Source organism: Variovorax sp. EBFNA2 (assembly GCF_033802765.1).
GTDB classification, from domain to species: domain Bacteria; phylum Pseudomonadota; class Gammaproteobacteria; order Burkholderiales; family Burkholderiaceae_C; genus Variovorax; species Variovorax paradoxus_H.
Window position 1 is genome coordinate 5,927,503 of sequence record NZ_CP138496.1, and the last position, 24,703, is coordinate 5,952,205.

At 66.0% G+C, this 24,703-nt stretch carries 25 protein-coding genes; 13 read left to right on the forward strand and 12 right to left on the reverse strand.

The genetic code is table 11. The annotated features are described in order from the left end of the window. Window positions 1–10 precede the first annotated feature (10 nt). The 12 genes from RZE79_RS27835 to RZE79_RS27890 form a co-directional block, all read right to left on the reverse strand. Complete coding sequence (locus tag RZE79_RS27835) at window positions 11–1,057, reverse strand: ABC transporter permease (RefSeq protein WP_319357725.1); 1,047 nt, start codon at window positions 1,055–1,057, stop codon at window positions 11–13. After that, window positions 1,020–2,558, reverse strand: coding sequence for a sugar ABC transporter ATP-binding protein (locus RZE79_RS27840; RefSeq protein WP_319357726.1), 1,539 nt, complete (start codon window positions 2,556–2,558; stop codon window positions 1,020–1,022). The genes RZE79_RS27835 and RZE79_RS27840 overlap by 38 nt, the downstream gene beginning before the upstream one ends. Next, the gene (locus tag RZE79_RS27845) at window positions 2,555–3,724 is read right to left on the reverse strand and encodes an ROK family protein (protein WP_319361313.1); all 1,170 of its coding nucleotides are present in this window, start codon (window positions 3,722–3,724) and stop codon (window positions 2,555–2,557) included. Before RZE79_RS27845 ends, RZE79_RS27840 begins: the two co-directional genes overlap by 4 nt. A 253-nt stretch (window positions 3,725–3,977) precedes the next feature. Further along, a complete protein-coding gene (locus RZE79_RS27850; protein WP_062480186.1) occupies window positions 3,978–4,397 on the reverse strand; it encodes a F0F1 ATP synthase subunit epsilon in 420 nt (139 codons plus the stop codon). Window positions 4,398–4,527: 130 nt separating this feature from the next. Beyond that, the gene (gene atpD / locus RZE79_RS27855; RefSeq protein ID WP_062480184.1) at window positions 4,528–5,943 is read right to left on the reverse strand and encodes a F0F1 ATP synthase subunit beta; all 1,416 of its coding nucleotides are present in this window, start codon (window positions 5,941–5,943) and stop codon (window positions 4,528–4,530) included. 43 nt (window positions 5,944–5,986) lie between these two features. Then, on the reverse strand, window positions 5,987–6,862 hold the full coding sequence (gene atpG, locus RZE79_RS27860; RefSeq protein WP_319357727.1) for a F0F1 ATP synthase subunit gamma: 876 nt from the start codon (window positions 6,860–6,862) through the stop codon (window positions 5,987–5,989). A 33-nt stretch (window positions 6,863–6,895) separates the two neighbouring features. Then, window positions 6,896–8,509: a F0F1 ATP synthase subunit alpha gene (gene atpA / locus RZE79_RS27865; RefSeq protein WP_319357728.1), complete on the reverse strand. Its 1,614-nt coding sequence runs from the start codon at window positions 8,507–8,509 to the stop codon at window positions 6,896–6,898. Window positions 8,510–8,556: 47 nt separating this feature from the next. Then, on the reverse strand, window positions 8,557–9,087 hold the full coding sequence (locus tag RZE79_RS27870) for a F0F1 ATP synthase subunit delta (RefSeq protein ID WP_153281815.1): 531 nt from the start codon (window positions 9,085–9,087) through the stop codon (window positions 8,557–8,559). 7 nt (window positions 9,088–9,094) lie between these two features. Continuing rightward, window positions 9,095–9,565, reverse strand: coding sequence for a F0F1 ATP synthase subunit B (locus RZE79_RS27875; RefSeq protein ID WP_056576467.1), 471 nt, complete (start codon window positions 9,563–9,565; stop codon window positions 9,095–9,097). Window positions 9,566–9,598: 33 nt separating this feature from the next. Then, on the reverse strand, window positions 9,599–9,868 hold the full coding sequence (gene atpE / locus RZE79_RS27880) for a F0F1 ATP synthase subunit C (protein ID WP_056576471.1): 270 nt from the start codon (window positions 9,866–9,868) through the stop codon (window positions 9,599–9,601). A gap of 49 nt (window positions 9,869–9,917) precedes the next feature. Next, window positions 9,918–10,796 carry a F0F1 ATP synthase subunit A gene (atpB, locus tag RZE79_RS27885; protein WP_319357729.1) on the reverse strand — a complete coding sequence of 293 codons (879 nt, stop codon included), beginning with the start codon at window positions 10,794–10,796 and terminating at the stop codon, window positions 9,918–9,920. Between the two features lie 26 nt (window positions 10,797–10,822). Beyond that, window positions 10,823–11,293, reverse strand: a complete 471-nt coding sequence (locus tag RZE79_RS27890; protein ID WP_056576477.1) for an ATP synthase subunit I — start codon at window positions 11,291–11,293, stop codon at window positions 10,823–10,825. Window positions 11,294–11,430: 137 nt separating this feature from the next. Between RZE79_RS27890 and RZE79_RS27895 the strand changes: the two genes are divergently transcribed. From RZE79_RS27895 to RZE79_RS27955, 13 genes are all read left to right on the forward strand, one after another. Then, window positions 11,431–12,324: a D-amino acid aminotransferase gene (locus tag RZE79_RS27895; protein ID WP_319357730.1), complete on the forward strand. Its 894-nt coding sequence runs from the start codon at window positions 11,431–11,433 to the stop codon at window positions 12,322–12,324. Beyond that, a complete protein-coding gene (locus tag RZE79_RS27900; protein WP_319357731.1) occupies window positions 12,321–12,653 on the forward strand; it encodes a DUF493 family protein in 333 nt (110 codons plus the stop codon). Before RZE79_RS27895 ends, RZE79_RS27900 begins: the two co-directional genes overlap by 4 nt. 53 nt (window positions 12,654–12,706) lie before the next feature. Beyond that, window positions 12,707–13,324 carry a lipoyl(octanoyl) transferase LipB gene (gene lipB / locus RZE79_RS27905; RefSeq protein ID WP_319361315.1) on the forward strand — a complete coding sequence of 206 codons (618 nt, stop codon included), beginning with the start codon at window positions 12,707–12,709 and terminating at the stop codon, window positions 13,322–13,324. 7 nt (window positions 13,325–13,331) lie between these two features. After that, window positions 13,332–14,315 (forward strand): lipoyl synthase, encoded by a 984-nt coding sequence (lipA, locus tag RZE79_RS27910; protein WP_099793436.1) that lies wholly within the window; start codon window positions 13,332–13,334, stop codon window positions 14,313–14,315. A 420-nt stretch (window positions 14,316–14,735) separates the two neighbouring features. Next, window positions 14,736–16,631 carry a 1-deoxy-D-xylulose-5-phosphate synthase gene (gene dxs / locus RZE79_RS27915; RefSeq protein WP_319357732.1) on the forward strand — a complete coding sequence of 632 codons (1,896 nt, stop codon included), beginning with the start codon at window positions 14,736–14,738 and terminating at the stop codon, window positions 16,629–16,631. Between the two features lie 46 nt (window positions 16,632–16,677). Then, a complete protein-coding gene (locus tag RZE79_RS27920) occupies window positions 16,678–17,625 on the forward strand; it encodes a class I SAM-dependent methyltransferase (RefSeq protein ID WP_319357733.1) in 948 nt (315 codons plus the stop codon). A gap of 47 nt (window positions 17,626–17,672) precedes the next feature. Continuing rightward, window positions 17,673–18,866 (forward strand): hypothetical protein, encoded by a 1,194-nt coding sequence (locus RZE79_RS27925; RefSeq protein WP_319357734.1) that lies wholly within the window; start codon window positions 17,673–17,675, stop codon window positions 18,864–18,866. Then, on the forward strand, window positions 18,863–19,933 hold the full coding sequence (locus tag RZE79_RS27930; protein ID WP_319357735.1) for a Rieske 2Fe-2S domain-containing protein: 1,071 nt from the start codon (window positions 18,863–18,865) through the stop codon (window positions 19,931–19,933). The genes RZE79_RS27925 and RZE79_RS27930 overlap by 4 nt, the downstream gene beginning before the upstream one ends. Window positions 19,934–19,941: 8 nt before the next feature. After that, window positions 19,942–20,256: a hypothetical protein gene (locus tag RZE79_RS27935; RefSeq protein ID WP_319357736.1), complete on the forward strand. Its 315-nt coding sequence runs from the start codon at window positions 19,942–19,944 to the stop codon at window positions 20,254–20,256. Continuing rightward, a complete protein-coding gene (locus tag RZE79_RS27940; protein WP_319357737.1) occupies window positions 20,253–21,365 on the forward strand; it encodes a Rieske 2Fe-2S domain-containing protein in 1,113 nt (370 codons plus the stop codon). Before RZE79_RS27935 ends, RZE79_RS27940 begins: the two co-directional genes overlap by 4 nt. 15 nt (window positions 21,366–21,380) lie before the next feature. After that, window positions 21,381–22,337 (forward strand): farnesyl diphosphate synthase, encoded by a 957-nt coding sequence (locus RZE79_RS27945; protein ID WP_319357738.1) that lies wholly within the window; start codon window positions 21,381–21,383, stop codon window positions 22,335–22,337. 36 nt (window positions 22,338–22,373) lie between these two features. Next, window positions 22,374–23,495, forward strand: coding sequence for a hypothetical protein (locus RZE79_RS27950; protein ID WP_319357739.1), 1,122 nt, complete (start codon window positions 22,374–22,376; stop codon window positions 23,493–23,495). 149 nt (window positions 23,496–23,644) lie between these two features. After that, window positions 23,645–24,670 (forward strand): Rieske 2Fe-2S domain-containing protein, encoded by a 1,026-nt coding sequence (locus RZE79_RS27955; RefSeq protein ID WP_319357740.1) that lies wholly within the window; start codon window positions 23,645–23,647, stop codon window positions 24,668–24,670. Window positions 24,671–24,703: the final 33 nt, after the last annotated feature.

A 24,703-nucleotide genomic window follows, 5' to 3' on the forward strand; every position in this document is an offset into this window, starting at 1 on the left:
AAACGAAAAACTAGCGCCGACCGCGTTGAAGGAACGCGACGACGATGATCACGAAGCCCTGCACCGCCGCGTTCAGGTACACGCTGATGATGCTGGTGAGGTTCAGGATGTTGCTGATGACCGAGAGCAGGATCGCGCCCACCACCGTGCCGGTGATGCTGCCCGCGCCGCCCTTCAACGCAGTGCCGCCGACGATCACCGCGGCAATGGCTTCGAGCTCCCACAGCAGGCCGGTGGTCGGCGAGGCCGAGCCCAGGCGCGGCACGTAGAGCAGCGTGGCAATGCCCACGCACACGCCGAGCAGCACGTAGGTGAGGATCTTCACGCGGTCGACGTCGACAGCCGCGTAGCGCGCCACCTGCTCGTTGGAGCCGATGGCCTGCACATAGCGCCCGTAGGCGGTGCGGTTCAGGATGACGCCGCCGATGATCGCGACGATCACGAACACCCACACCGGCACCGGGATGCCCGCAAGGCTTGCGTAGTACACCGGCGCGTAGAGATCGGACAGCTCGTTGTCGAGCGTGAGCGCGCCGCCATCGGCAAAGTATGTGAGGTACGCGCGGAAGATGCCTAGCGTACCCAGCGTCACGATGAAGGGCTCGATGCGCCCCTTGGTGATGAGCAGGCCGTGTGCCAGGCCGAACAGCGCGCCGAGCACCACGGCGAGCACCGCGCCCATCATCACCGCCATCAGCGGCGAGCCCGACGCGGGACCGGCCCAGTTGATGAACATGATCACGCTGCCCGCGATGAGCGCGGCCATCGAGCCCACCGACAGGTCGATGCCGCCCGAGATGATCACGAAGCACATGCCCACCGCGATGATGCCGATGAAGGCGGTGCGCGTGAGCACGTTCATCGCGTTGTCGACGGTCGCGAAGTCGCTGTTGAGCAGCGTGCCTGCGATGCACAGCAGCACGAGGCCGATGACCGGACCGAGGCCGTGCAGGCGCTCGGTCCAGCGCGGCTTGGCCTCGCTGCGATGCGCTGCAGCAGCAGCTGTTGCTGCGGCTGCTTCAGGCTGCGGTGGAGGTGTCTGCGGTTCCGGTGGCATGAGCGATGAGCTCCTCTTCAGTCAGGTGGGTCGCGTCCAGCGTGGCAACGAGCCGGCCCGCGCGCATCACCGCGACGCGGTGGCACAGGCCGATCAGTTCCATCAGCTCGGACGAGACGACGATCACCGCGAGGCCTTCGCGGGCGAGTCGCTGGATCAGGAAATAGATGTCGCGCTTGGCGCCCACGTCGACGCCGCGCGTGGGCTCGTCGAGCACCACCACCTTGGGCTGCGGCTGCAGCACCTTGGCGAGCGCGAGCTTCTGCTGGTTGCCGCCCGACAGCGACGAGGCGCGCACGTCGAGCGAGCCGGTGCGGATGCCGTAGTCCTTCACCGCTTCGGCGAGCGCGATGCGTTCAGCGTCGGGCTTCAGCCAGGGCTGCGCATAGCGCTCCAGCGCCATCAGCGTGAGGTTCTGGCGCAGGCCGAAGTGCACGTGCAGGCCCTTGCCCTTGCGGTCTTCGCTGAGGTACGTCAGGCCGTGCTTCGCGGCATCGCGCGGGTTGCGCCAGCCCTTGCCATGCGGCACGGGCTCGCCGCGCATCTCGACCGTGCCGCTGGCGGGGCGCAGCCCGAGCAGGCCTTCGAACAGCTCGGTGCGGCCCGCACCGACGAGGCCCGCGAAGCCGAGGATCTCGCCGGGGCGCACCTCGAAGCTCGCGTCCTGCGCCCAGCCGGGCACGCTGAAATTGCGCACGCGCAGGGCGGGCTTGTCGGCCGCCACGACGAGGTCGCGCGGCGGGTACAGGTCGGCGAGTTCGCGGCCCACCATGAGGTTGGCCATCTGCTGGCGCGAGACCTCGGGCGTGGGCGCGCGCGCCACGAAGCGGCCGTCGCGCATCACGATCACCTCGTCGGTGACCTGCTCCACTTCGTCGAGCTTGTGCGAGATGTAGACGATGGTCACGCCATCGGCACGCAGCTGCGCGATGAGCTTGAACAGGCGCTCGGTCTCGCCGGGCGTGAGCGTGGCGGTGGGCTCGTCCATGACGAGCAGGCGCGCGCGGCGGGCGATGGCTTTCGCGATCTCGACGAGCTGCTTCTCGGCGACGATGAGCCGGCGCACCTTGGTGCGCGGGTCGATGGCCAGGCCGACGGCGGCGAGTGCGGCGGCGGCATCGCGCTCCATCGCTGCGTCGTCGAGCAGGAACCCTTTTTTCTTTTCGTGGCCCAGGAAGATGTTCTGCGCCACGCTGAGGTCTTCGGCGAGGTTGAACTCCTGGTGGATCAGCACGATGCCCAGCGCCTCGGCATCGCGCGAGCTCGTGAACTGCTGCGGTTGCCCGTTGATGCGCAACGTGCCGCCGGTGAGCGACTCGTAGCCCGACAGGATCTTCATCAGCGTGGACTTGCCCGCGCCGTTCTCGCCGAGCAGGCCGTACACGCGAGCCGGCGCGAGCGCGAAGCTCACGCCGTGCAGCACCTGCACCGGGCCGAAAGCCTTCATCACGCCGTCGAACTCGACGGCCACGCTGCCCTTGTTGGTTTCCACGGCGGTCATGGCGCCACCCCTCGGGCCTTGAGTGTTTCCTGCATCGCCAGCACGCCCGCGCCGACGAGGCCGCCCTGCGTGCCCAGCGGCGTGTACTGGATCTCGAGGTGCCGCGTCGACAGCGCGAGCGAGCGCTGGTAAACGCTCTGGCGCACCGCCGCGAGAAACAGCGGCCCGATGCGCGTGATGCCGCCGCCGATGAACACGTGCGACGGATTGAAGAAGTTGACCACCGACGCAAGCATCTGCCCGATGAGGCTGCCCGCGCGCTGGATGATGGCGTTGGCCGCCGGGTCGCCGCCGCGGCTGGCCTGGCCCACGTCGAAGGCGTCGATGCGCCCGCGCGTGCGCAGGCACTCAGCCAGCGTCGCACTTTCGCCGGCTTCGGCCGCCTGCATCGCCATGCGCGTGATCGCGGGGCCGGCTGCCATCGCCTCGACGCAGCCCAGGTTGCCGCAGTGGCAGCGCGGACCTTCCTGGTCGACGCAGATGTGGCCCACGTCGCCGGCCGAACCCGCCGCGCCGCGGTACACCTCGCCGTGGCAGACGATGCCGCAGCCGATGCCGGTGCCGATCTTGATGACGAGGAAATTCGACAGCGAGCGGCGCAGCCGCCACAGTTCTCCGAGCGCCATCAGGTTGACGTCGTTGTCGACGAACACCGGCGCGGCATAGTCTTCACGCAGGTAGTCGCGGATCGAGAAGCTGTCCCATGCCGGCATGAGCGGCGGGTTCACGAGCTGGCCGATTTCGAAGTTGACCGGGCCGGGCACGCCGATGCCGATGCCCATGACGTTCCTGGCGCTCTGGCCGCAGCGGGCCAGCAACTCGCGCATCAACACGCGCACACGGGCCAGCACCACGGCCGGGCCTTCGCGCACGTCGGCGGCTTCTTCATGCTGGGCCAGCACCGTGAGGTCGGGGCGCAGCACCGCGACGTCGAGGCTGGTGGCGCCGATGTCGATGCCGACGAGCACACCGAGGTCGCCATTGAGTTGGAGGTTTTCTGCGCGGCGGCCGCCCGAGGAGCGCTGCAGGCCGGCTTCGGCGAGCAGGCCCTGGTCGACCAGGCCGGCGATCAGGCCGTTGGCCTTGCTCTTGGAAAACCCGAGCTGTTCGGCCATGGCATGGCGCGAGCCGCCGGCCGACCAGAAGGTCGATTCCAGCAACCGCATTTCGTCGGTCGTGATGCCGCTCCAGGGTGCCACGCGTTTGTCTCCGCTCTTTTTTGGAAAGGCGCCGGTCGAACGATCAAGCGATCGGCCACCGGGCGAAGGCGAATACTAGGAGCGCATCTTCAGCCGGGCAAGGCTTAACTTCGACCTATTTCAAACCAAACAGGCGCGCAACCCGGAAAAGGCGGGACGAAAAAAAGCCACCCGAGGGTGGCTTCCTTCTTTGCTTCTGCCCGAAGGCAGCGGCTTTGATTTACTTCTTTTGGCGGTACTTGCGCAGCGCAGCGATCTGCGCAGCCATCACGGCCAGCTCCGACTGCGCCATCGCGATGTCGATGTCGCTCTTCGCGTTCTTCAGCGCTTCCTCGGCGGCCGCCTTGGCCTTGTTGGCCTTCTCGTCGTCGAGGTCCTTGCCGCGGATCGCAGTGTCGGACAGCACGGTGACGGCGTCAGGCTGCACTTCGAGGATGCCACCGGCCACGAAGACGAACTCTTCGCCGCCGTCCGCCGTCTCGATGCGCACGGCACCGGGACGGATGCGCGTGATCAGCGGCGTGTGGCGCGGATAGATGCCGAGCTCACCGGCTTCACCGGGCAGCGCGACGAACTTGGCTTCGCCCGAGAAGATCGACTCTTCCGCGCTGACCACGTCCACATGAATAGTGTTTGCCATCTGTTGTCCTTTGCCCTGTTTGAAGAAGGGGGCGGAAAGCAAGCAGTCGGCCGTCTGGTGAGGCGCCGCGCACAGCCGTACATGGGTACGGCGAGCACGGCAACGAAGCCAGGCGGTCGAGTGCGCCGCTTTACGCGACCTTCTTGGCCTTTTCGAACGCTTCGTCGATGGTGCCGACCATGTAGAACGCTTGTTCCGGCAGGTGGTCGGCTTCGCCGTTCACGATCATCTTGAAGCCGCGGATGGTTTCCGACAGCGGCACGTACTTGCCCGGCGAACCCGTGAACACTTCGGCCACGTGGAACGGCTGCGACAGGAAACGCTGGATCTTGCGGGCGCGAGCCACGGCGAGCTTGTCGTCGGGAGCCAGTTCGTCCATGCCCAGAATCGCGATGATGTCGCGCAGTTCCTTGTAGCGCTGCAGCGTGCCTTGCACGGCGCGGGCCACGTTGTAGTGCTCTTCGCCGACCACGTTCGGGTCGAGCTGGCGCGAGGTCGAGTCCAGCGGGTCCACGGCGGGGTAGATACCGAGCGAAGCGATGTCACGCGACAGCACCACGGTCGAGTCCAGGTGGGCGAAGGTCGTGGCGGGCGACGGGTCGGTCAAGTCGTCGGCAGGGACGTACACGGCCTGGATCGAGGTGATCGAGCCGACCTTGGTCGACGTGATCCGCTCTTGCAGACGGCCCATTTCTTCGGCCAGCGTCGGCTGGTAGCCCACGGCGGAAGGCATGCGGCCCAGCAGTGCCGACACTTCGGTACCGGCCAGCGTGTAGCGGTAGATGTTGTCCACGAAGAACAGCACGTCGCGGCCTTCGTCGCGGAACGACTCGGCGATGGTCAGGCCGGTCAGGGCCACGCGCAGACGGTTGCCCGGGGGCTCGTTCATCTGGCCGTAGACCATGGCGACCTTGGAGTCTTCGAGCTTCTCGAGGTTCACGACGCCGGAGTCGGCCATCTCGTGATAGAAGTCGTTGCCTTCACGGGTACGTTCGCCCACACCCGCGAACACCGACAGACCCGAGTGAGCCTTGGCGATGTTGTTGATGAGTTCCATCATGTTCACGGTCTTGCCCACGCCGGCGCCACCGAACAGGCCCACCTTGCCGCCCTTGGCGAACGGGCACACCAGGTCGATCACCTTGATGCCGGTTTCCAGCAGGTCTTGCGACGGCGACAGTTCGTCGTACGCGGGAGCCTTGCGGTGGATGGAGGCGGTCAGCGTCTGGTCGACCGGACCACGCTCGTCGATGGGCGCGCCCAGCACGTCCATGATGCGGCCCAGCGTCGCCTTGCCCACGGGCACGGTGATGGGGGCTTGCGTGTTGGTCACGATCAGGCCGCGGCGCAGGCCGTCGGAAGAACCCAGCGCAATCGTGCGGACCACGCCGTCGCCGAGCTGCTGCTGGACTTCGAGCGTCAGTGCGCTGCCTTCGAACTTGAGGGCGTCGTAGATCTTGGGCATCTTGTCGCGCGGGAATTCCACGTCGACCACAGCGCCAATACACTGAACGATCTTGCCTTGAACTGCTTCTGCTTGAGCCATGTCTGCTCCGATAAAAATTTAAATCTGTTGAGGTCCGAAGGGCTCAGACACCGGCGGCCGCCGCAGCGCCCGAAACGATTTCCGAGAGCTCCTTGGTGATGCCGGCCTGGCGGGTCTTGTTGTAGACCAGCTTCAGCTCGCTGATCACATTGCCTGCGTTGTCGGTGGCAGCCTTCATGGCCACCATCCGCGCCGAATGCTCGGACGCCATGTTCTCTGCCACGGCCTGGTAGACCAGCGACTCCACATAGCGGACCAGCAGCTCGTCGATCACGCTTTGCGCATCGGGCTCGTAGATGTAATCCCACGAATGCTGGCCTTCCTCGACTTTCAGCGAGTCTTCGGCCAGCGGCAGCAGCTGCTCGACGAGCGGCTCCTGCTTGATCGTGTTGATGAACTTCGTGTAGCACAGGTACACGGCCGAGAGCTTGCCTTCCGCGTAAGCGTCGAGCAGCGTCTTGACCGGGCCGATGAGCTTGTCCAGGTGCGGCGTGTCACCCAGGTGGGTGACATGCGCGACCACGCGGGCGCCGATGCGGTTCAGGAAGCCGAGGCCCTTGCTGCCGATGGCGACCGACTCGATCGCCACGCCAGCTGCCTGCGCTTCGCGCAGCTTGCCCGTCACGGCGCGCAGCAGGTTGGTGTTCAAGCCACCGCACAGGCCCTTGTCGCTCGTCACGATGATGAAGCCGATCGCCTTGGCGTCGTTCTTCTTCATGAAGGCGTGCGTGTACTCGGGATTCGCCTTGCCAAGGTTCGCCGCAATGTTGCGGATCTTCTCGCTGTAGGGGCGGGCGGCACGCATGCGCTCTTGCGCCTTGCGCATCTTGGAAACCGAGACCATTTCCATGGCCTTGGTGATCTTCTTGGTGTTTTCCACCGATTTGATCTTGCCGCGGATTTCCTTACCAGCTGCCATATGAACTCCTTCTTGCGTCGGTCAAGGGGTCGATCAGGCGAACGACTTCTTGAACGAGGTGGCGGCGGCCAGCAGTTCGGCTTCGGCGTCCTGGCACACCTTCTTGAAGGCCTGCTTTTCTGCGCTGTCGTCCGGCTTGGCGGGCTTGGCATCCCACTTGGCACCGTGCTTTTCCATGGTCTCGAGCAGCGCAGCGTGGCTGGTCTTCAGGAGCTGGTGGAAGCCGTGTTCGAACGGGAGCACCTTCTTGACTTCGATGTCGTCCATGAAGCCCTTGTTCACTGCGAACAGCGTGGCATTCATCAGCGAGATCGGCAGCGGGCTGTACTGGGTCTGCTTGAGCAGTTCCGTCACGCGCGCACCGCGGTCGAGTTGCTTGCGGGTCGCTTCGTCGAGGTCGGAAGCGAACTGCGCGAACGCGGCCAGTTCACGGTACTGGGCCAGGTCGGTACGGATGCCGCCCGACTGGTTCTTGATCAGATTGGTCTGCGCCGACGAACCCACGCGCGACACCGAGATACCGGCGTTGATGGCGGGACGGATGCCGGCGTTGAACAGGCTGGTTTCCAGGAAGATCTGGCCGTCGGTGATCGAGATCACGTTGGTCGGAACGAAGGCGGACACGTCGCCGGCTTGCGTTTCGATGATCGGCAGTGCGGTCAGCGAACCGGTCTTGCCCTTGACTTCACCCTTGGTGAAGGCTTCGACGTAGTCGGCGTTCACGCGGGCTGCGCGCTCGAGCAGACGGCTGTGGAGATAGAACACGTCGCCGGGGTAGGCTTCGCGGCCTGGCGGGCGGCGCAGCAGCAGCGACACCTGGCGGTAGGCCACGGCTTGCTTGGACAGGTCGTCATAGACGATCAGGGCGTCCTGGCCGCGGTCGCGGAAGTATTCGCCCATCGTGCAGCCCGAGTAGGCCGACACGTACTGCATGGCAGCCGATTCGGAGGCCGAAGCAGCCACGACGATGGTGTAGTCCATCGCGCCGGCTTGTTCCAGCGAGCGCACCACGTTCTTGATCGACGAAGCCTTCTGGCCGATCGCAACGTAGACGCAGGTCATGTTCTGACCCTTCTGGTTGATGATCGCGTCGATCGCCACGGCCGTCTTGCCGGTCTGGCGGTCGCCGATGATCAGCTCGCGCTGGCCACGGCCGACGGGCACCATCGAGTCGATCGACTTCAGGCCGGTCTGCATCGGCTGGTCGACGGACTTCCGTGCGATCACGCCGGGAGCGACCTTTTCGATCACGTCGGTCATCTTGGCGTTGATCGGACCCTTGCCGTCGATCGGCTGACCCAGTGCGTTCACCACGCGGCCGATGAGCTCGGGGCCCACGGGCACTTCCAGGATGCGGCCCGTGCACTTCACGGTGTCACCTTCGGAGATGTGCTCGTACTCGCCCAGAATCACGGCGCCGACCGAGTCGCGCTCGAGGTTCAGCGCCAGGCCGAACGACGGTGTGCCGTCAGCCGTGGGCGGGAACTCGAGCATTTCGCCCTGCATCGCGTCCGACAGGCCGTGCACGCGCACGATGCCGTCGGTCACCGAGACCACGGTGCCCTGGTTGCGGATGTCGGCGCTGACGCCAAGGCCTTCGATACGGCTCTTGATCAGTTCGGAAATTTCTGCGGGATTGAGTTGCATGACTCTTTCCTTCTTTCAATAAATAGGGCCAACCGCGGCTCGCCGCCTCAGGCGGTGAGCGCTGCTTTCATTTGTTCGAGACGCGCCTTGACGGAGGTGTCGAGAACTTCGTCCCCCACCACCACACGGATGCCGCCGATCAGCGAAGGATCGGACTCCACACGCGTGTTCAGCGGACGACCGAAACGGCGCTGCAGCGCTGCGCCGACTTCGGCGAGACTCGCCGCGTCGATCGGGAAGGCGCTGTAGATCACCGCGTCGGACGTGCCACCCTTGGCGTTCTTGAGCTCGCGGTACTGGGCCGCGACTTCGGGCAATGCAGCGAGCCGTCCGTTGTCGATCACCGTGCGCAGGAAGTTCTTGCCGGCGTCCGGCAAGGCTTGCGGCAGGAGGCCGGAGATCAGGTCGAAGACCTGGTCCTGCGACACCTTCGGGTCGGCAGCGAACTGCAGGAGCTGCGGATCGGCAGCGAGGGCGGCCAGCTGGCCGATCCAGCCGGCCGTGCCTTCGAGGTCGCTCGAAGTAGCCTCGAAGAGCGCGTCCGCGTAGGGGCGGGCAATGGTCGCAAGTTCGGCCATATCGTCCTCAGAGCTCGGTCTTCAGGCGCTGGAGCAGGTCGGCGTGGACACCGGCATTGACTTCCTTGCGGAGAATCTGCTCGGCACCCTTGACGGCCAGTGCAGCGACCTGCTCACGCAGGGCCTCACGGGCACGCACGGACTGCTGCTGGGCTTCGGCGTGCGCGTCGGCCACGATCTTGTTGGCCTCCACCGTTGCACGGCCCTTGGCCTCTTCGATGATCTGCTGGGCGCGGCGCTCGGCATCGGCCAGGCGGCTGGTGGTCTCGTTGCGAGACTGAACCAGTTCCTGCTCGACGCGCTGGTTGGCGGAAGCGAGTTCAGCCTTGGCCTTCTCGGCGGCCGCCAGGCCCGCAGCGATCTTTTGTGCGCGTTCATCCAAAGCCTTTGCGATGGGCGGCCACACGAATTTCATCGTGAACAGCACCAGCAGCAAGAAGACGATGGCCTGAACGAACAGGGTCGCGTTGATACTCACGGCAACACCTTTCTGGAGTGGCGTTGAACCGGCTTACTTGGGCAGGTTGGCCAGCAGGGTCGCGGCGAACGGGTTGGCGAAGGCGAACAGCAGAGCGATGGCCACGCCGATCAGGAAAGCCGCGTCGATCAGACCAGCCAAGATGAACATCTTGGTCTGCAGGTCGTTCATCAGCTCAGGTTGACGGGCCGACGATTCCAGGAACTTGCCACCCATCAGCGCGATGCCGATGGAAGCACCGATGGCGCCGAGACCGACGATCAGACCACAAGCGAGAGCGACGAGACCGAGAATGTTTTCCATGATGACTCCTTAGAACAGATTTAAAGCAAACGAAAAGAAAAAGGGAAACTCAATGCGCCTCATGCGCCTGGCCCAGATAGATCAGGGTCAGCATCATGAAGATGAAAGCCTGCAGCGTGATCACCAGGATGTGGAAGATCGCCCAGACAGTGCCGGCAATGATGTGCCCGATGGGCAGCATCACACCGGAGAACGAGGCCGCCATGGCACCGCCCATGAGGGCGATGAGCATGAAGACGAGCTCGCCTGCATACATGTTGCCGAACAACCGCATGCCGTGTGAAACCGTCTTGGCCAGGTACTCGATGACCTGCATCAGCAGGTTGATGGGCCACAACAGCGGGTGGGCACCGAAAGGCGCGGTGATCAGCTCGTGGCCCCAGCCGCCCAGGCCCTTGACCTTGACGCTGTAGAACAGGCACAGGAGCAGCACGGAGGTGGAAAGACCGAGCGTGGTCGAGAGGTCGGCGGTCGGCACGACGCGCATGTAGGCGTGGTGCGGATCGTGGCCCATGGCCGAGTAGACCTGGGTCCAGACGGCCGGCAGCAGGTCGACCGGCAGCATGTCCATCGCGTTCAGCAGGAAGATCCAGACGAACACGGTGAGCGCCAGCGGGGCAATGAACTTGCGGCTCGCGGCGTTGTGAATGTTGGCCTTGGCCTGGTTGTCGACCATCTCGACCAGGATTTCGACCGCCGCCTGGAAACGCCCGGGCACGCCGGGCGTTGCCTTGCGGGCAGCCAGCCACAGCACGAAGCAGCCCAATGCGCCGATGATCAGTGCATAGAGCACCGAGTCGAGGTTGATGACGTTGAAGTCAACAATGGCGGATTGAACGACGGGCTTGAGGCTCCAGTCGACTTGCCAGTGCTGGAGGTGGTGAACGATGTATTCACTCGCGGTCGGGGCGTGTCCTTCGGCGGCCATCTTTCAGCGTCTCTCTTCCAAAACAGTCAAATCCGGTTCAAAAATTTGGGCCGCACCAACAGTGCCACCCAGTACATCTTCATGGCGACCACCACGCCAGCCACCATGGCCAGCCAGACGAGCCCCCCGATCAGCCACGGCGCCGCGGCCAGCAAGGCTACGGTCAACGCGATCTTGATCATCTCCCACACAAAAAACCTCAACATGACAGCCTGCGACGGCATGCCCGGCTTGCGCCGGACACCGCGGACAAACAAGGCCGCAGGGATCGCTACTGTCATGGCTCCGTAAAACGCCGAGATTGCAGCCTCGGATCGCGCCGTCCAGATCCACGCCAGGCAAGCCACCACCACACCTGCAGCCACTTGGGCTGCGATCACCCACCAGGGTGACAGCTCGGGGTTTTGCTCGCGCAACTTCTGGGCCTCTTCGGCCGTGAGTGGCTTGAAATCGGATTCTTCGGCGTCAACCTCAGGGACAGGGGCGTTGGTTGTCATTCGAATGCACCCCGTGTTTGTCCCCGGAGAATTTTACAAAGCCATTGATTATAAGTAAAACCTAGCGGGGTCCCGCCATAACGTGACACTTCGTCGACAGTTCTGCACCGAGTGTGGCGTCCGCCCATAATTTGCGGATGCAAGACATCACCTCGGCACTGCCCGACACGCCGTGCTTTCTCAACGGCGAATTCACCCCCCTGCGCGACGCGAAGATCAGCGTCCTCGACCGCGGCTTCATCTTCGGCGACGGCATCTACGAAGTCATCCCTGTGTACTTCGGAGTGCCCTTCTGCTTCGACGAGCACATCGCGCGCCTCGAGCGTTCGCTGGCTGAGTTGCAGATCAACAACCCCTACTCGCGCGACGAATGGCGCGCCATTGCGATGCAGCTCGCTGCGCCGCTGGGCACGGCACCGCAGGCGATCTACTTCCAGGTCTCGCGCGGCGTCGCACCACGCGATCACGTGATGGTGCGCGGCCTGCGCCCCACGGTGTTCGCGATGGTGAACCCCCTGCCGCCGGTGGCCGATGCGGTGCGCGCCAAGGGCGTGACCTGCGTCACCGCCGACGACTTCAGCTGGCAAAAGGCCCACATCAAGAGCACCAGCCTGCTGGGCGCGGTGCTCGCACGGCAGATCAGCGTCGAGGCCGGCGCGACCGAAACCGTGATGTTCCGTGGCGACTCGCTCAGCGAGGCGTCTTCGAGCAACGTGTGGATCGTGAAGGACGGCACGCTCATCGGCCCGCCCAAAGACAACCTCGTGCTGACCGGCATCCGCTACGGCCTGCTCGAGCGCCTGTGCCAGGACAGCGGCATTCCCTTTGCACTGCGGCGCGTGTCGCGTGACGAAGTGTTCGGCGCCGACGAGCTGCTGCTGTCTTCCGCCACCAAGGAGGTGCTGCCGGTCACCACGCTCGACGGCCGCCCCATTGGCAATGGCCGTCCCGGCCCCATCTACCAGAGCTTGTATGCCGCCTACCAACAGGCCAAGCAACGCAACGCTGAGAAGCCAGGAGCCCTTGCATGACCGACAACACCACGCCCCCGACCGACGTCAACGACATCGCCGACGACACGGCCCCGATCCCCGATCCGCGCAAGGAATCGCTGATCGAGTACCCCTCGCAGTTCCCGATCAAGGTGATGGGCGTCAAGACCGACGGCCTGGTGCACGCGATCACGCAGATCGCCGAGCGCTTCGACCCCAACTTCGACGCCACCACGGTGGAGCTGCGCGACAGCAAGGCCGGCAACTACCTGGGCGTGACCATCACCGTCACGGCCACCAGCCGCGAGCAGCTCGACGACCTGTACCGCGCGCTGTCGTCGCACCCGTCGGTCAAGGTCGTTCTTTGACCATCGAAGCGCAGTCGCTCGGCCGGGCCGACTACCTCGCCACCTATGCGGCGATGCAGCGCTTCACGCAGGAGCGCACACCCGAGAGCCCCGACGCGCTGTGGATTTGCGAGCACGACCCCGTGTTCACCCAGGGGCTGGCGGGCAAGACCGACCACCTCCTGGCGCCCGGCCCGATCCCGGTCGTGCAGACCGACCGGGGCGGGCAGGTCACCTTCCACGGCCCCGGCCAGGTGGTGGCGTACCCGCTCATCGACCTGCGGCGCGCCGGCTACTACGTCAAGGAATACGTGTACCGCATCGAGGAATCGGTGCTGCGCACGCTCGCCCATTTCGGCGTAACCGGCCACCGCGTGGCCGGCGCCCCGGGCATCTACGTGCGCCTGGACGACGCGTTCTCGCACGCCGCGCTCACCGGCCCGATGCCCGGCGCCGACCCGTTCCGGGGCCTGGGCAAGATCGCCGCGCTGGGCATCAAGGTGAGCCGCCACGCCACCTACCACGGTGTGTCGCTCAATGTCGCGATGGACCTCGAACCCTTCTCGCGCATCAACCCTTGCGGCTACGCGGGGCTGAAAACGGTCGACCTTTCTACAATCGGCGTCCAAACCACATGGGAAGAAGCTGCCGGCGTGCTGGGCCAGAAGCTCATCACCTTCCTGGCACCGTAGCAATCCAATGAGCACCACCGAAGTCGTCCGCGACGCCCAGAGCGCCGAAAACTACAACCCCCTGGCCAAGCAGAAGGCCGCGGCCAAGCTGTCGCGCATCCCCGTCAAGGTGGTGCAGACCGGCGAAGTGCTCAAGAAGCCCGAGTGGATCCGCGTCAAGGCCGGCAGCCCCACCACGCGCTTCTACGAGATCAAGCAGATCCTGCGCGAAAGCAACCTGCACACGGTCTGCGAAGAAGCCTCGTGCCCGAACATCGGCGAATGCTTCGGCAACGGCACGGCCACCTTCATGATCATGGGCGACAAGTGCACGCGCCGCTGCCCGTTCTGCGACGTGGGCCATGGCCGCCCCGACCCGTTGGACAAGGACGAGCCGCTCAACCTCGCCAAGACCATCGCCAAGCTGCGCCTGAAGTACGTGGTGATCACCAGCGTCGACCGCGACGACCTGCGCGACGGCGGCAGCCAGCACTTCGTCGACTGCATCACGAACATCCGCGAGCTCTCGCCGATGACGCAGATCGAAATTCTGGTGCCCGACTTCCGCGGCCGCGACGACCGCGCCCTCGAGATCCTCAAGGCCGCGCCGCCGGACGTGATGAACCACAACCTCGAGACCGCGCCGCGCCTGTACAAGGAAGCGCGCCCCGGCAGCGACTACCAGTTCAGCCTGAACCTGCTGAAGAAGTTCAAGGCGCTGCACCCGAAGGTGCCGACCAAGAGCGGCATCATGGTCGGCCTGGGCGAAACCGACGAAGAGATCCTGCAGGTCATGCGCGACATGCGCGCCCACGACATCGACATGCTGACCATCGGCCAGTACCTGTCGCCGTCGGGCTCGCACCTGCCGGTGCGCCGCTACGTGCACCCCGACACCTTCAAGATGTTCGAGGAAGAGGCCTACAAGATGGGCTTCAGCCACGCCGCTGTCGGCGCGATGGTTCGTTCCAGCTACCACGCCGACCAGCAGGCGCACGCCGCCGGCGTCTGACGACGACGCCCCGCCCGACTGACCGCCACGCACGGGCGTCGGCGCACACCCTCCCCTGACTCCCTGACCTCGCCCCGCCGCCGTTTCCGAACGGCCGCGGCGACGGTCGCGCGCGCCTGTCGCGCCATCCAAAAAACTGATTAGAACCTCCGGGGGAAATAACCCGGGGTATCAAAAAATTTGCGGCGGCATTCGCTTGCGCCTGCCAATTCCATCCCCTACGCTGACCTCCTGATTTCGCCCGACTCGAAATTAAAAAACAGAGTCGACTCGTTTTTCGGATTCCCACGGAGGCTTTGACAAGGAAATTGAACGGTCAATTTCCAAGGCATTGTTTTGTCCAAAAATAATCAGATCCGCATCGCACGAAGAATTCATTCATCACGGCCCGCGCGTTTCCATCCCCACGGAGAAACCGGAATGCATGCCTTGCTCGAAGCCATCGACTCGCCTCATTCGCTGCGCCAGCTCGGCATTGCGCAATTGCCGGGCCTTGCGGATGAACTGCGGACATTCATCGTCGACAGCGTGTCCCGCACGGGCGGCCACTTCGCCTCCAACCTCGGCACGGTCGAGCTGACCGTTGCCCTGCACTACGTGTTCGACACACCGCGCGATCGCATCGTGTGGGACGTCGGCCACCAGAGTTACGCCCACAAGATCCTGACAGGCCGGCGCCAGGCCATGGCCACCTTGCGTCAATTCGGCGGCATTTCCGGATTTCCACGCCGCGCCGAATCCGAGCACGACCATTTCGGCACCGCGCATTCCAGCACCTCGATTTCCGCCGCGCTGGGATTTGCACAGGCCGCCCGAATTTCCAATTCGACCGACCACGCCATTGCGGTGATCGGCGACGGTGCTCTGAGTGCCGGCATGGCCTTCGAGGCCATGAACAATACGCAGGCCTGCGGCCGTTTATTGGTGATCCTGAACGACAACGACATGTCGATTTCACCGCCGGTCGGCATGCTGCGCCTTTATCTGGGCGGATTGATTTCAGAGCGCGCCTACGCCTGCGCCAATGAAGCCAGCCGGCAAAGATTGCGCGCCATGCGCCCGGCGCTGGACCCCTGCGAGCCCTCGGACCTCGGCCTGTCGCCCGCCACCCTGTTCGAGCAATTCGGCTTCCACTACACCGGCCCCATCGACGGCCACGACCTGGGCGCGCTCGTCCCCGCGCTGCAGCGGCTGCAGGCGCAACCCGGGCCGCAGCTGCTGCATATCGTCACGCAGAAGGGCCACGGCTACCGCCCGGCCGAGCAGGACCCGGTCCTGTACCACGGCCCCGGCAAGTTCGATCCCGTCGCCGGTATCAAGAGCGCCCCGGCCACCACGCCTGCGAAGCCGACCTACGCCCAGGTCTTCAGCGACTGGCTCTGCGACGAGGCCAATGCCGATGCGCGCGTGGTCGCCATCACGCCGGCCATGCGCGAGGGCTCGGCCCTGATGGAGTTCGAGCGCCGCTTTCCCGAACGCTATTTCGATGTCGGCATCGCCGAGCAGCACGCCGTGACCTTCGCTGCGGGGCTGGCAGCGGCAGGCATGCGACCCGTGGTCGCCATCTACTCGACCTTCCTGCAGCGCGCCTACGACCAGCTGATCCACGACGTGGCGTTGCAGAACCTGCCGGTCGTGTTCGCGGTCGACCGCGCCGGCATCGTCGGTGCCGACGGCGCGACGCACATGGGCGCCTTCGACATCGCCTACCTGCGCTGCATTCCGAACCTCGTCGTGATGGCTGCGTCCGACGAGAACGAGTGCCGCCAGATGCTGCACACCGCGCTGCGCCACGACGGCCCCGCCGCCGTGCGCTACCCGCGCGGCAGCGGACCCGGTGCGCAGACGGTGCGCGAGATGCAGCCGCTGCCCATCGGCCGCGGCCACGTGCGGCGCGAATCGACGCAGCCGATGGGCGCACGCATCGCCATCCTCGCCTTCGGCACCATGGTCGCGCCGAGCCTGGCCGCCGCCGAACGGCTCGACGCCACCGTCGCCAACATGCGCTTCATCAAGCCGCTCGATGCTGGTCTGGTGCTGTCGCTCGCCGAGACGCACGACGTGCTCGTCACCGTCGAAGAAGGCTGCGTGATGGGCGGCGCCGGCGCCGCCTGCCTCGAATCGCTGGCCGCGCAAGGCGTGCTGATTCCGTCGCTGCAACTCGGCCTGCCCGACCAGTTCGTCGAGCACGGCGACTGCGCCCGATTGCTCACCGCCCACGGCCTCGATGCCGACGGGCTGGTGCAGTCGATCCAGGCGTTCTTCGATGCCAACGCCCCCGCGTTCCGCACGGCTCGCATGAGCCTTGTTTCCTGAAAGAAAACCCACCGTCCCGTCCTTGAAGTCGTCACAGGAGAACCCGATGAGCACAGCCACCGCCCGCCGCGTCGATACCCCCGCCCCGCCCTCGCTGCGCGTGATCCGGGGCAGCGAGGTCAGCGCCTACCAGGCCAAGGTCGAATACACCTACCAGGACAACCCCGAAGACTGGCGCAAGGCCATCGGCGACTACCTGCTGTTCCAGTTCGGCGTGTACGACGACCCCGAGTCGCCGCAGCCGATCTCGCTGGACGAGTCGGGCATCAAGTACTTCGACCGGCAGCTGAAGCTGGCGGGACTCACCGGCCCCGACCGCCGCCCCGTCCACCGCATCCTGGACATCGGCTGCGGCTGGGGCTACATCCTCAAGCACCTGGCCACCCGCTTCCCGGAATGCCAGCGGCTGGAGGGCGTGAACGTCAGCCGCTCGCAGCTGGAGCACTGCGCCCGCTTCCACACCGAGCAGGGCCTCACCGACCGCATCACGCTCTACCAGTGCAACGCGCAGGACGTCGACCTGCTGCCCGACCCGCAGGTGCCCTTCGACCTGGTGATCATCCGCGGCGTCATCTCGCACTTTCCGGACGACCTGTACGAACGCACGATGAAGAAGCTCGCCACGCGCGTGCGCCCCGGCGGGCAGGTGATCATTTCGGACAACCTCTACAACGTGGCGCCAGACAACTACACGTCCGACACCTCCGACGAGGTCGACCGCCTGGCCTGCAAGCACCGCAAGACGCCCGCGTACTTCCGCCAGGTGCTGGAAGACAACGGCTTTCCCGTGCAGGACATGCAAGTGCTGCCGTCCAACATCGACGTGGCGCACTGGCTCATGGACTCCAAGGCCAACATCGAGCGCCACTTCACCGCCAATAACATCCCCGCGCCGCTCGAAGAGCTGCGCGTGCTGGCCGAGAACTGGTCGGTTGCGCTGATCAAGAACAAGGTGTCGACGTACAGCGTGATTGCGCGCAGGTCCGCGTCCTGAACCGGTGCGCATTGCGCCGTCCCTTCGGAAGGAACCCGGTGAACCCCATGAGAACCTTGATCACGCTCCCCCCGATGTACTGCCCGTTCCAGCACGTCATGCATCCCAAGGTGACGCAGTTCGACAAGGACACCGCGGACTGGCTCGAACACTGGGAGCTCTACTGGGACGAGCCCCAGAAGCGCCGCATGGTGCGCGCCGGCTGGGGCCGCCTGGCCGCGCTGGCCTATCCGACCGGCACCGACGCGCTCATCCAGATCGCGTCCGACTGGATGGCCTGGGCCTTCGCCTACGACGATGAGTGGTGCGACGAAGCGCCCGTCACGAAGAAGCCGGAAGCCATGATCATGGCCGCCGCGCGCATGAGCCGCGCGCTCGAGTCCCCGGAGCATCCGGTCGACCCGACGGACCGCTACAGCCTGTCGATGCAGGAGCTGCGCATCCGCCTCGAACAGCACGCCACGCCCGACCAGGTGGGGCGCGTGGTCGAGGCGCAGAAGGGGTACTTCATGGCCGAGATGGTGAAGGCCGCCTGCATGTTCCCCAACCTGAGCGAATGCGTCCTGCTGCGCCTCACCGGCGGCGGCGGCATGGTCTTTCCGGTGCTGCGGCACGTCGTGGCCGGCATCGACATCGACCAGGCCACCTACCTCGATCGCCGGATCGTGGCCATGACCGAGATGGCCGCCACGCTCGTGGTCTGGGAGAACGAGTTCTTCTCCTATGCCAAGGAGAGCATGCGCGCCAGCCTGGACACGCGCGGCCACAACGTGATCGACGCCGTCCGGCGCGAGTTCGGGTACGACGGCATGCAGGCACTGAACTGGCTCAACGCCATGCACGACCGCGTCATGGGCCTGTTCGTGCGGTTGCGCGAGCAGTTGCTGCAAGATGCCACGCCGGAAATCGCGCGCTACATCGAGGCGCTGATCCACTACCAGACCGGCATCCTCGAATGGCACCGGATCGACGAGCGCTACCGCTGCCTCAGCGCGGAGGACACGAGCCCCTGCTTCGACGGCGGCGGGCCGGCCGACCAGCCCCACGACAAGAGCTTCGAGCCGGTGCCGATCGCGTCGATCCAGTGGTGGTGGCGATACGACCCCGCGCGTCAAAGCGCCAACAGCGCCACCGGCGACTTCCACCCGAACCAGCTGGTGGAACCGGCCCGGGAAGCCGGGCGCCTCTTCAACGCGACGCAGGAAAACTACGTCCACAAGCCGCGCGCGGTGGCCGCATGACAAACGCCGCCGTGGTGCGCGACCTGCGCCCGACCGAGCGCAGCGGTCCGAGGGCATCGGACGCGCTCATCCGCGGCCGGCGCGTGCTGCCCTTTCCGGATGGGTGGTTCGGCGTGTGCTTCGGCCACGAACTGAAGCGGGGCGATGTGCGCACCGTCCCGTTCATGGGGCAGGAACTGGTGGTCTACCGCACCCACGCTGGCGAAGCCTTCGCAGTGGAACCGTTTTGCCCGCACCTGGGCGCGCACCTGGGCCACCGCGGCAAGGTCAACGGCGACGAACTGGTCTGCCCGTTCCATGGCCTCGCGTTCGCCCCCGACGGAACCTGCGTGCGCGCCTGCGGCGGCCAGAAGCCGCCCCACGCAACGCTGACACGGCGGCTCGCGCAGGAGCGCAACGGCATGGTGGTGGTCTGGCATCACCACGCGGGACAGGCCCCGGAGTGGGAGGTTCCGGACGCCGACACGCAGGGATTCTCCAAGCCCAGGGGCAGCAGCTTCGACCTCGAGGGCTATCCCCACGACGTGGCGGAGAACTCCTTCGACCTCGCGCATTTCGCCTGGCTGCACGGGTTCACCGACGTGGCGATGCACCACGAAACCGGCCCCCAATGGATGGAGAGCCACCTGACCGGACGCTGGCACGGCGTCGAGATCAAGATACGGCTGATCGCTCACGGGCTGGGCTACGTGCTGGGTGAAAGCGACGTTGCCAGCCTGGGCGTCAAGGTCACGACCTGCGCCTTTCCCACGCCCACGGCCCCCTTGAAGTGGACCTTCCGATGGACCGACGCCGTGCGCGTGGCGCGCGTGAGCGCCCTGCCGACGGCGCTGAGCCGGCCGCTGTACGCCCTGCTCATCAAGTTGGCGCACCAATGGTTCGTCCATGTGGTCGCCGCCGACTTCCCGATCTGGAGCAACCGGCGCCATGTCGAGCATCCGAAGCTCATGACGGGTGACGCGGCGTTGGCGGCGTTCCGGCGCTGGTCGGCCCAGTTCTATCCAGGGGCGCCCGTTTCCGACAACCGCCTCCAGGAAAACGGTGGCGATCCGTGGCCTCGCGCATGAGACCCGCCATGCACTTCACGCCCGACGTGCTGGAGCAGGCCATGGCCTCGCTGTCGGCACGCATGCGCCGCGTCGAGCCCGGAGGTGATCTGCTGGCAGGGCTGGTCAAGGACGACCTGGACGCGCTGCCCCCGAGCCGCAAGACCGCCACGTTCACGGAACTGCGCGACATCGCCATGAGCTTCTTGGACGCACTGCAAGGACAAGGCCCCGCCGTTCAGCTTCGTTGTGCGCAGGACCTGAGCCGATGTATGTCTTCGACCAGACCTCCATTCGGATCAGTTCGCCACAGCCGCGCCGCGCCCCATAAGGACATGCCATGAATCAGATGCATCCAGCGATGTCGGCGGACCTGCCGCGCCCAGCCGTCGGAATGCGGCGCCCGTTGCCCTATCCGAACGGGTGGTTCGCCCTGTGCTTCAGCGACGAGGTCAAGACCGGCGCGGTCCGCACGGTCTCCTTCATGGGAGGCGAACTGGTGGTCTATCGGACGCAGTCCGGCACAGTGAAGGTGGTCAGCCCGTACTGCCCGCACCTGGGGGCGCATCTCGGGCAAGGCGGCAAGGTCGAAGACGAGAACCTGGTCTGCCCGTTTCATGGGCTGAAGTACGCGCCCGATGGCCGATGCGTGCGTCCCGACGGCGAGCGGCCCCTGCGTACGCCCATGCTCAGTTGCTGGCAGGTGCACGAGTGGAACGGTGCGGTCTTCGTGTGGCGCGACAGTGAGGGGCGCCCCCCCGACTGGGGGCTTCCGGACGTCGATCTGCGCGGCTTCGCCCATCCGATCACCGACAGTTTCGAGGTGGGCGGCTACATCCAGGATGCGGCGGAAAACCTCGCCGATGTGATGCACTTCCGGGCGCTTCACGGATTTCAGGAGGTGGAGCAGGGCCCCCTGCGCACGGAGGGTCCACGCATGGAATGCGACTTCAAGCAAAAGGTCGGCAATCAATCGCTCCACTTCCAGGCCGCATGGCTGGGCCTGGGGTGCACCTCGGTCATGATGCAATTTCCCAGCCTGGGATTGCGGGCCCATGTGCAAGCCATGTTCACGCCCGTCGCCCCCCTCAGGTGGGCGTTCCGGGTTCGCCATGTATTCCAGTTGGCGTGGCTGGATCGCTGGCCGAGACTGCTGAGCGCCCCGCTCTATGGACTGATCCGCGTGGTCTTTCAGTACTGGTTCCATGGGGAGAACCTGAAAGACCGCCGCATCTGGGACACGAAAAGCTTCGACCCCGAACCGGGGTTGGTTCCGGGCGATGGTCCCATCATGGCCCACCGGCGCTGGGCTGCGCAGTTCTACCCGCCGGCGTCCCCGGACCATGAAGTCTCGCCGCTCAGGTTTGTCGCAGCGCATGGGGATGGCAGGCATCCCGATCGCTTTGCGCCCCCCAACACCACCGATCGTTCCGCGCCCGCCTCGGCGGGCTGAATGCAGGAGGCCGCAATGACCCCTGAAGCGCTGTTGCAAGACAAAGCCTGCGAGATCCCGGCGTCGGATGACGGACTGGCCGAGACCTTCGACGCCTGGACGCGCGACACCGTCCGGCGCACCGAGCACGCGCTCGCCGCGCTGCTGCCGACGTCCGACACACTGCCCGCGCGCCTGCACGAGGCATTGCGCTATGCCGCACTCGGTGGCGGCAAGCGCATCCGCCCGCTGCTGTGCCAGGCCGCGGGCGCCCTGGCAGAGGCGTCGCCCGACGCGCTCGACGCCACAAGCGCGGCGATCGAAATGATCCACGCCTACTCGCTCGTGCACGACGACCTGCCCGCGATGGACGACGACGACCTGCGCCGCGGCAAGCCAACCGTGCACGTGGCCTACGACGAGGCCACCGCCATCCTCGTGGGCGATGCACTGCAGGCGCAGGCCTTCTTCACGCTGAGCGAGCTGCCGCTGCCCGCCGAGCGCCGCATCGCGCTGGTGCGCGAGCTGGCGGAGGCGGCCGGCTCGCGCCAACTCGTGGGCGGTCAGGCCATCGACCTGCAAAGCGCGGGCCGCTCGCTGAGCCAGCCCGCGCTCGAACAGATGCACCGCATGAAGACCGGTGCGCTGATCCGCGCGGCGGTGCGCATGGGCGCGCTGTGCGGCGCAGCCGATTCCCCGGCGAATGCCGGCGTGTACCGCGCGCTCGACGACTACAGCAGCGCCATCGGCTTGGCCTTCCAGGTCGTCGACGACATCCTCGATGCGATCGCCGACACGGCCACGCTCGGCAAGACCGCGGGCAAGGACGCGTACGACGACAAGCCGACTTGCGTGTCGATGCTCGGCCTGGAGGCCTCGCGCGCGCTGGCCGCCGAATTGCGCGAACGCGCCCATGCCGCGCTCGCGCCGTTCGGGCCGCGGGCCCGGCGCCTCGGGCAGCTGGCCGATGTGGTCATCCACCGCGCGCACTGAACTTTCACCCGCCCCTCACTTCCTGAAAGACCCGCCATGAAGCCCGTCCGATTGCCAGAAATTGCGTGCCCGCTCCCCTTCGCCGTCTATCCCGACAGCCCGAAGTTCGACGCCGCCACCGCCGCATGGATGATCAAGTGGAAGCTCTACAGCGACGACGCGCATTGCGAGCGCCTGACCCACACCGAGTGCGGCCGCCTCGCCGCCCTCATGTACCCGGCGGCGAAATCCGACGCCCTGCTGCAGGTCATGGCCGACTACACGATCTGGGCCTTCGCCTTCGACGACGAATACTGCGACGAAGGCGACATGAGCCGCAGGCCCGCCGAATCCACCCTCGCCATGCACCGCATGCAGCGGGCCATCGAGTGTCCCGAATACACCATCGACCCGCACGACAACTTCGCCCTGGCGCTGCGCGACCTGCGCCAGCGCATGGACGCCCTGGCATCGCCGCTGCACGGTGCGCGGTTCGTCAACGTTCAGCGCGGCTATTTCTTCGTGGAAATGAACAAGCTGGCGCACGAAGCGCCCCGCGAGTTCAACGACTGCGCGACGCTGCGGCTGGCCTCCGGCGGCGGCATCGTCTTTCCGACGCTGGCGCACATCGCGTCGGTCAACGCCATCCGCCAGCAGGACATGGAGAGCCGTCGCATGATGGCCATGACGGAGATGGCGGCGATGCTCATCGTCTGGGACAGCGACATCTACTCCTACGGCAAGGAGCTGGCGCGCGAACCCGACGGCCGCCAGCACAGCCTCTGCGCGTGGATCCATCACCGCCGCGGCCTTGCGCAGGAAGACACGGTCCGCGAGGCCATCGCGCTGCGCAACAGCGTCTTCAGCCTGTACCTGCGGCTGCGAGAAGACATGCTCTCGGACGCGGCCCCCGACGTCCGCGACTACATCCGCGGGCTCGACGGCTACGTGCGCGGCGGATTCCACTGGATCCAGAACAACGACCGCTACCGCTTCAGGAACGGCGTGGACGGCGAACGCGCCTACGAAGGCGGCGACCTGGCGAACGCCTTGCCACCCGACGACGGCACGCCGATCCCGGTGCCGGCGCTGGCCTGGTGGTGGGAGCACGACCCCTTGCGGCGCGGCGCCGGGCACCGGGCGCACCGCCTCCAGGAAACGGTCCCGGTCGGCGCCTGAGCGTGCCGGTGCACCGTCCGAATGTCATCGCCCCCGGAGCTGCCGCCATGTCCGAATCGACCATCCATGTCATGAGGGAGTCGCCCTTGCGCAGGGTGCATCCTGCCGGCGACGAGTCCCCGCCCGCTGCCCTGAACAGCCGCCCGCCGATGACCGCGCACATGAAGAGCCTGCCCGGCGACGCACGTGCGGTGCTGCCCTATCCGAACGGGTGGTTCGCCGCCTGCTTCAGCCACGAGCTCAAGCGCGGTGCGGTGCTGGTCAGGCCGATGATGGACCGCGACATCGTCCTGTACCGCACGCAATCGGGCGTCGCCCACGTGGTCGAACCCTACTGCCCCCACATGGGTGCGCACCTGGGACACGGCGGTCGGGTCGAGGGGGAGAACCTGGTGTGCCCCTTCCATCACATGCAGTTCGGTCCCGAGGGCGGTTGCGTGCACACGGGGCGCGCCGGGGCCGTGCCCCGCATGGCGCTGACCGCACGGCACATGCGTGAGCGCAATGGCGTCATCTTCACGTGGGTGCATCACGAAGGGCTCGCCCCCTCGTGGGAGCCGCCGACGCACGACCTGACCGGCTGGAGCCGACCGGCCTGGGTGCACCAGGAACATGGCGGGTACTTCCAGAACTCGGGAGAAAACAGCGTCGACCTGGTCCACTTCGACACGATCCACAACTTCCGGCAACCGCAGATGTCGGCCGACGTCGTCGACAACCTGCTGGTGGTCCGGTTTTCCGCCAGGTTGCTGGGCAGGCCCTTCTTTCTGCATCTCACCAACTACGACGCCGGCAACCTGTATGGGCACTTCACGCTGCCTTCGCTCGGCCTGGAGCTCTGCGTGCTGGGATATGCGACACCCGATGCGCACCTGCGCTGGTCCCTGCGCATGGTCACGGCCATGAAAGTCGAACGCTTTGCGCGCTGGCCTGCAGCGATCCAGACGCCGCTCTATGCGCTGATGAGACGGGTCGCGGGCGTGTGGGCCGACCGCACGGCGGCCCAGGACACGAGCGTCTGGGAGCACCGGGGCCATCCGGGAAGCTTCAGGCTGATGGCCGAGGAACGGCCTGCTGCGCTGTACCAACGCTGGGTGCAGCAGTTCTATTCGTGCGACTTTCCCGGCGTGAAGCCGTCGGCCACGGACCGGCCTGCGCAGGAGGAAGTTCGATGACCTCTCCCGTCGCCCCTCCACCCTCTCGAGGAG

Coding starts and splice junctions, on each gene's coding strand:
- lipB (WP_319361315.1), top strand. CDS start 12,707: ATGCAGCGCTTCACGCAGGAGCGCACACCCGAGAGCCCCGACGCGCTG.
- dxs (WP_319357732.1), top strand. CDS start 14,736: ATGCATGCCTTGCTCGAAGCCATCGACTCGCCTCATTCGCTGCGCCAG.
- RZE79_RS27840 (WP_319357726.1), bottom strand. CDS start 2,558: ATGACCGCCGTGGAAACCAACAAGGGCAGCGTGGCCGTCGAGTTCGAC.
- RZE79_RS27920 (WP_319357733.1), top strand. CDS start 16,678: ATGAGCACAGCCACCGCCCGCCGCGTCGATACCCCCGCCCCGCCCTCG.
- RZE79_RS27950 (WP_319357739.1), top strand. CDS start 22,374: ATGAAGCCCGTCCGATTGCCAGAAATTGCGTGCCCGCTCCCCTTCGCC.
- atpA (WP_319357728.1), bottom strand. CDS start 8,509: ATGCAACTCAATCCCGCAGAAATTTCCGAACTGATCAAGAGCCGTATC.
- RZE79_RS27870 (WP_153281815.1), bottom strand. CDS start 9,087: ATGGCCGAACTTGCGACCATTGCCCGCCCCTACGCGGACGCGCTCTTC.
- RZE79_RS27925 (WP_319357734.1), top strand. CDS start 17,673: ATGAGAACCTTGATCACGCTCCCCCCGATGTACTGCCCGTTCCAGCAC.
- RZE79_RS27890 (WP_056576477.1), bottom strand. CDS start 11,293: ATGACAACCAACGCCCCTGTCCCTGAGGTTGACGCCGAAGAATCCGAT.
- RZE79_RS27900 (WP_319357731.1), top strand. CDS start 12,321: ATGACCGACAACACCACGCCCCCGACCGACGTCAACGACATCGCCGAC.
- RZE79_RS27940 (WP_319357737.1), top strand. CDS start 20,253: ATGAATCAGATGCATCCAGCGATGTCGGCGGACCTGCCGCGCCCAGCC.
- RZE79_RS27835 (WP_319357725.1), bottom strand. CDS start 1,057: ATGCCACCGGAACCGCAGACACCTCCACCGCAGCCTGAAGCAGCCGCA.
- atpE (WP_056576471.1), bottom strand. CDS start 9,868: ATGGAAAACATTCTCGGTCTCGTCGCTCTCGCTTGTGGTCTGATCGTC.
- RZE79_RS27945 (WP_319357738.1), top strand. CDS start 21,381: ATGACCCCTGAAGCGCTGTTGCAAGACAAAGCCTGCGAGATCCCGGCG.
- atpG (WP_319357727.1), bottom strand. CDS start 6,862: ATGGCAGCTGGTAAGGAAATCCGCGGCAAGATCAAATCGGTGGAAAAC.
- RZE79_RS27930 (WP_319357735.1), top strand. CDS start 18,863: ATGACAAACGCCGCCGTGGTGCGCGACCTGCGCCCGACCGAGCGCAGC.
- atpB (WP_319357729.1), bottom strand. CDS start 10,796: ATGGCCGCCGAAGGACACGCCCCGACCGCGAGTGAATACATCGTTCAC.
- RZE79_RS27845 (WP_319361313.1), bottom strand. CDS start 3,724: ATGCGGTTGCTGGAATCGACCTTCTGGTCGGCCGGCGGCTCGCGCCAT.
- lipA (WP_099793436.1), top strand. CDS start 13,332: ATGAGCACCACCGAAGTCGTCCGCGACGCCCAGAGCGCCGAAAACTAC.
- atpD (WP_062480184.1), bottom strand. CDS start 5,943: ATGGCTCAAGCAGAAGCAGTTCAAGGCAAGATCGTTCAGTGTATTGGC.
- RZE79_RS27895 (WP_319357730.1), top strand. CDS start 11,431: ATGCAAGACATCACCTCGGCACTGCCCGACACGCCGTGCTTTCTCAAC.
- RZE79_RS27935 (WP_319357736.1), top strand. CDS start 19,942: ATGCACTTCACGCCCGACGTGCTGGAGCAGGCCATGGCCTCGCTGTCG.
- RZE79_RS27955 (WP_319357740.1), top strand. CDS start 23,645: ATGACCGCGCACATGAAGAGCCTGCCCGGCGACGCACGTGCGGTGCTG.
- RZE79_RS27850 (WP_062480186.1), bottom strand. CDS start 4,397: ATGGCAAACACTATTCATGTGGACGTGGTCAGCGCGGAAGAGTCGATC.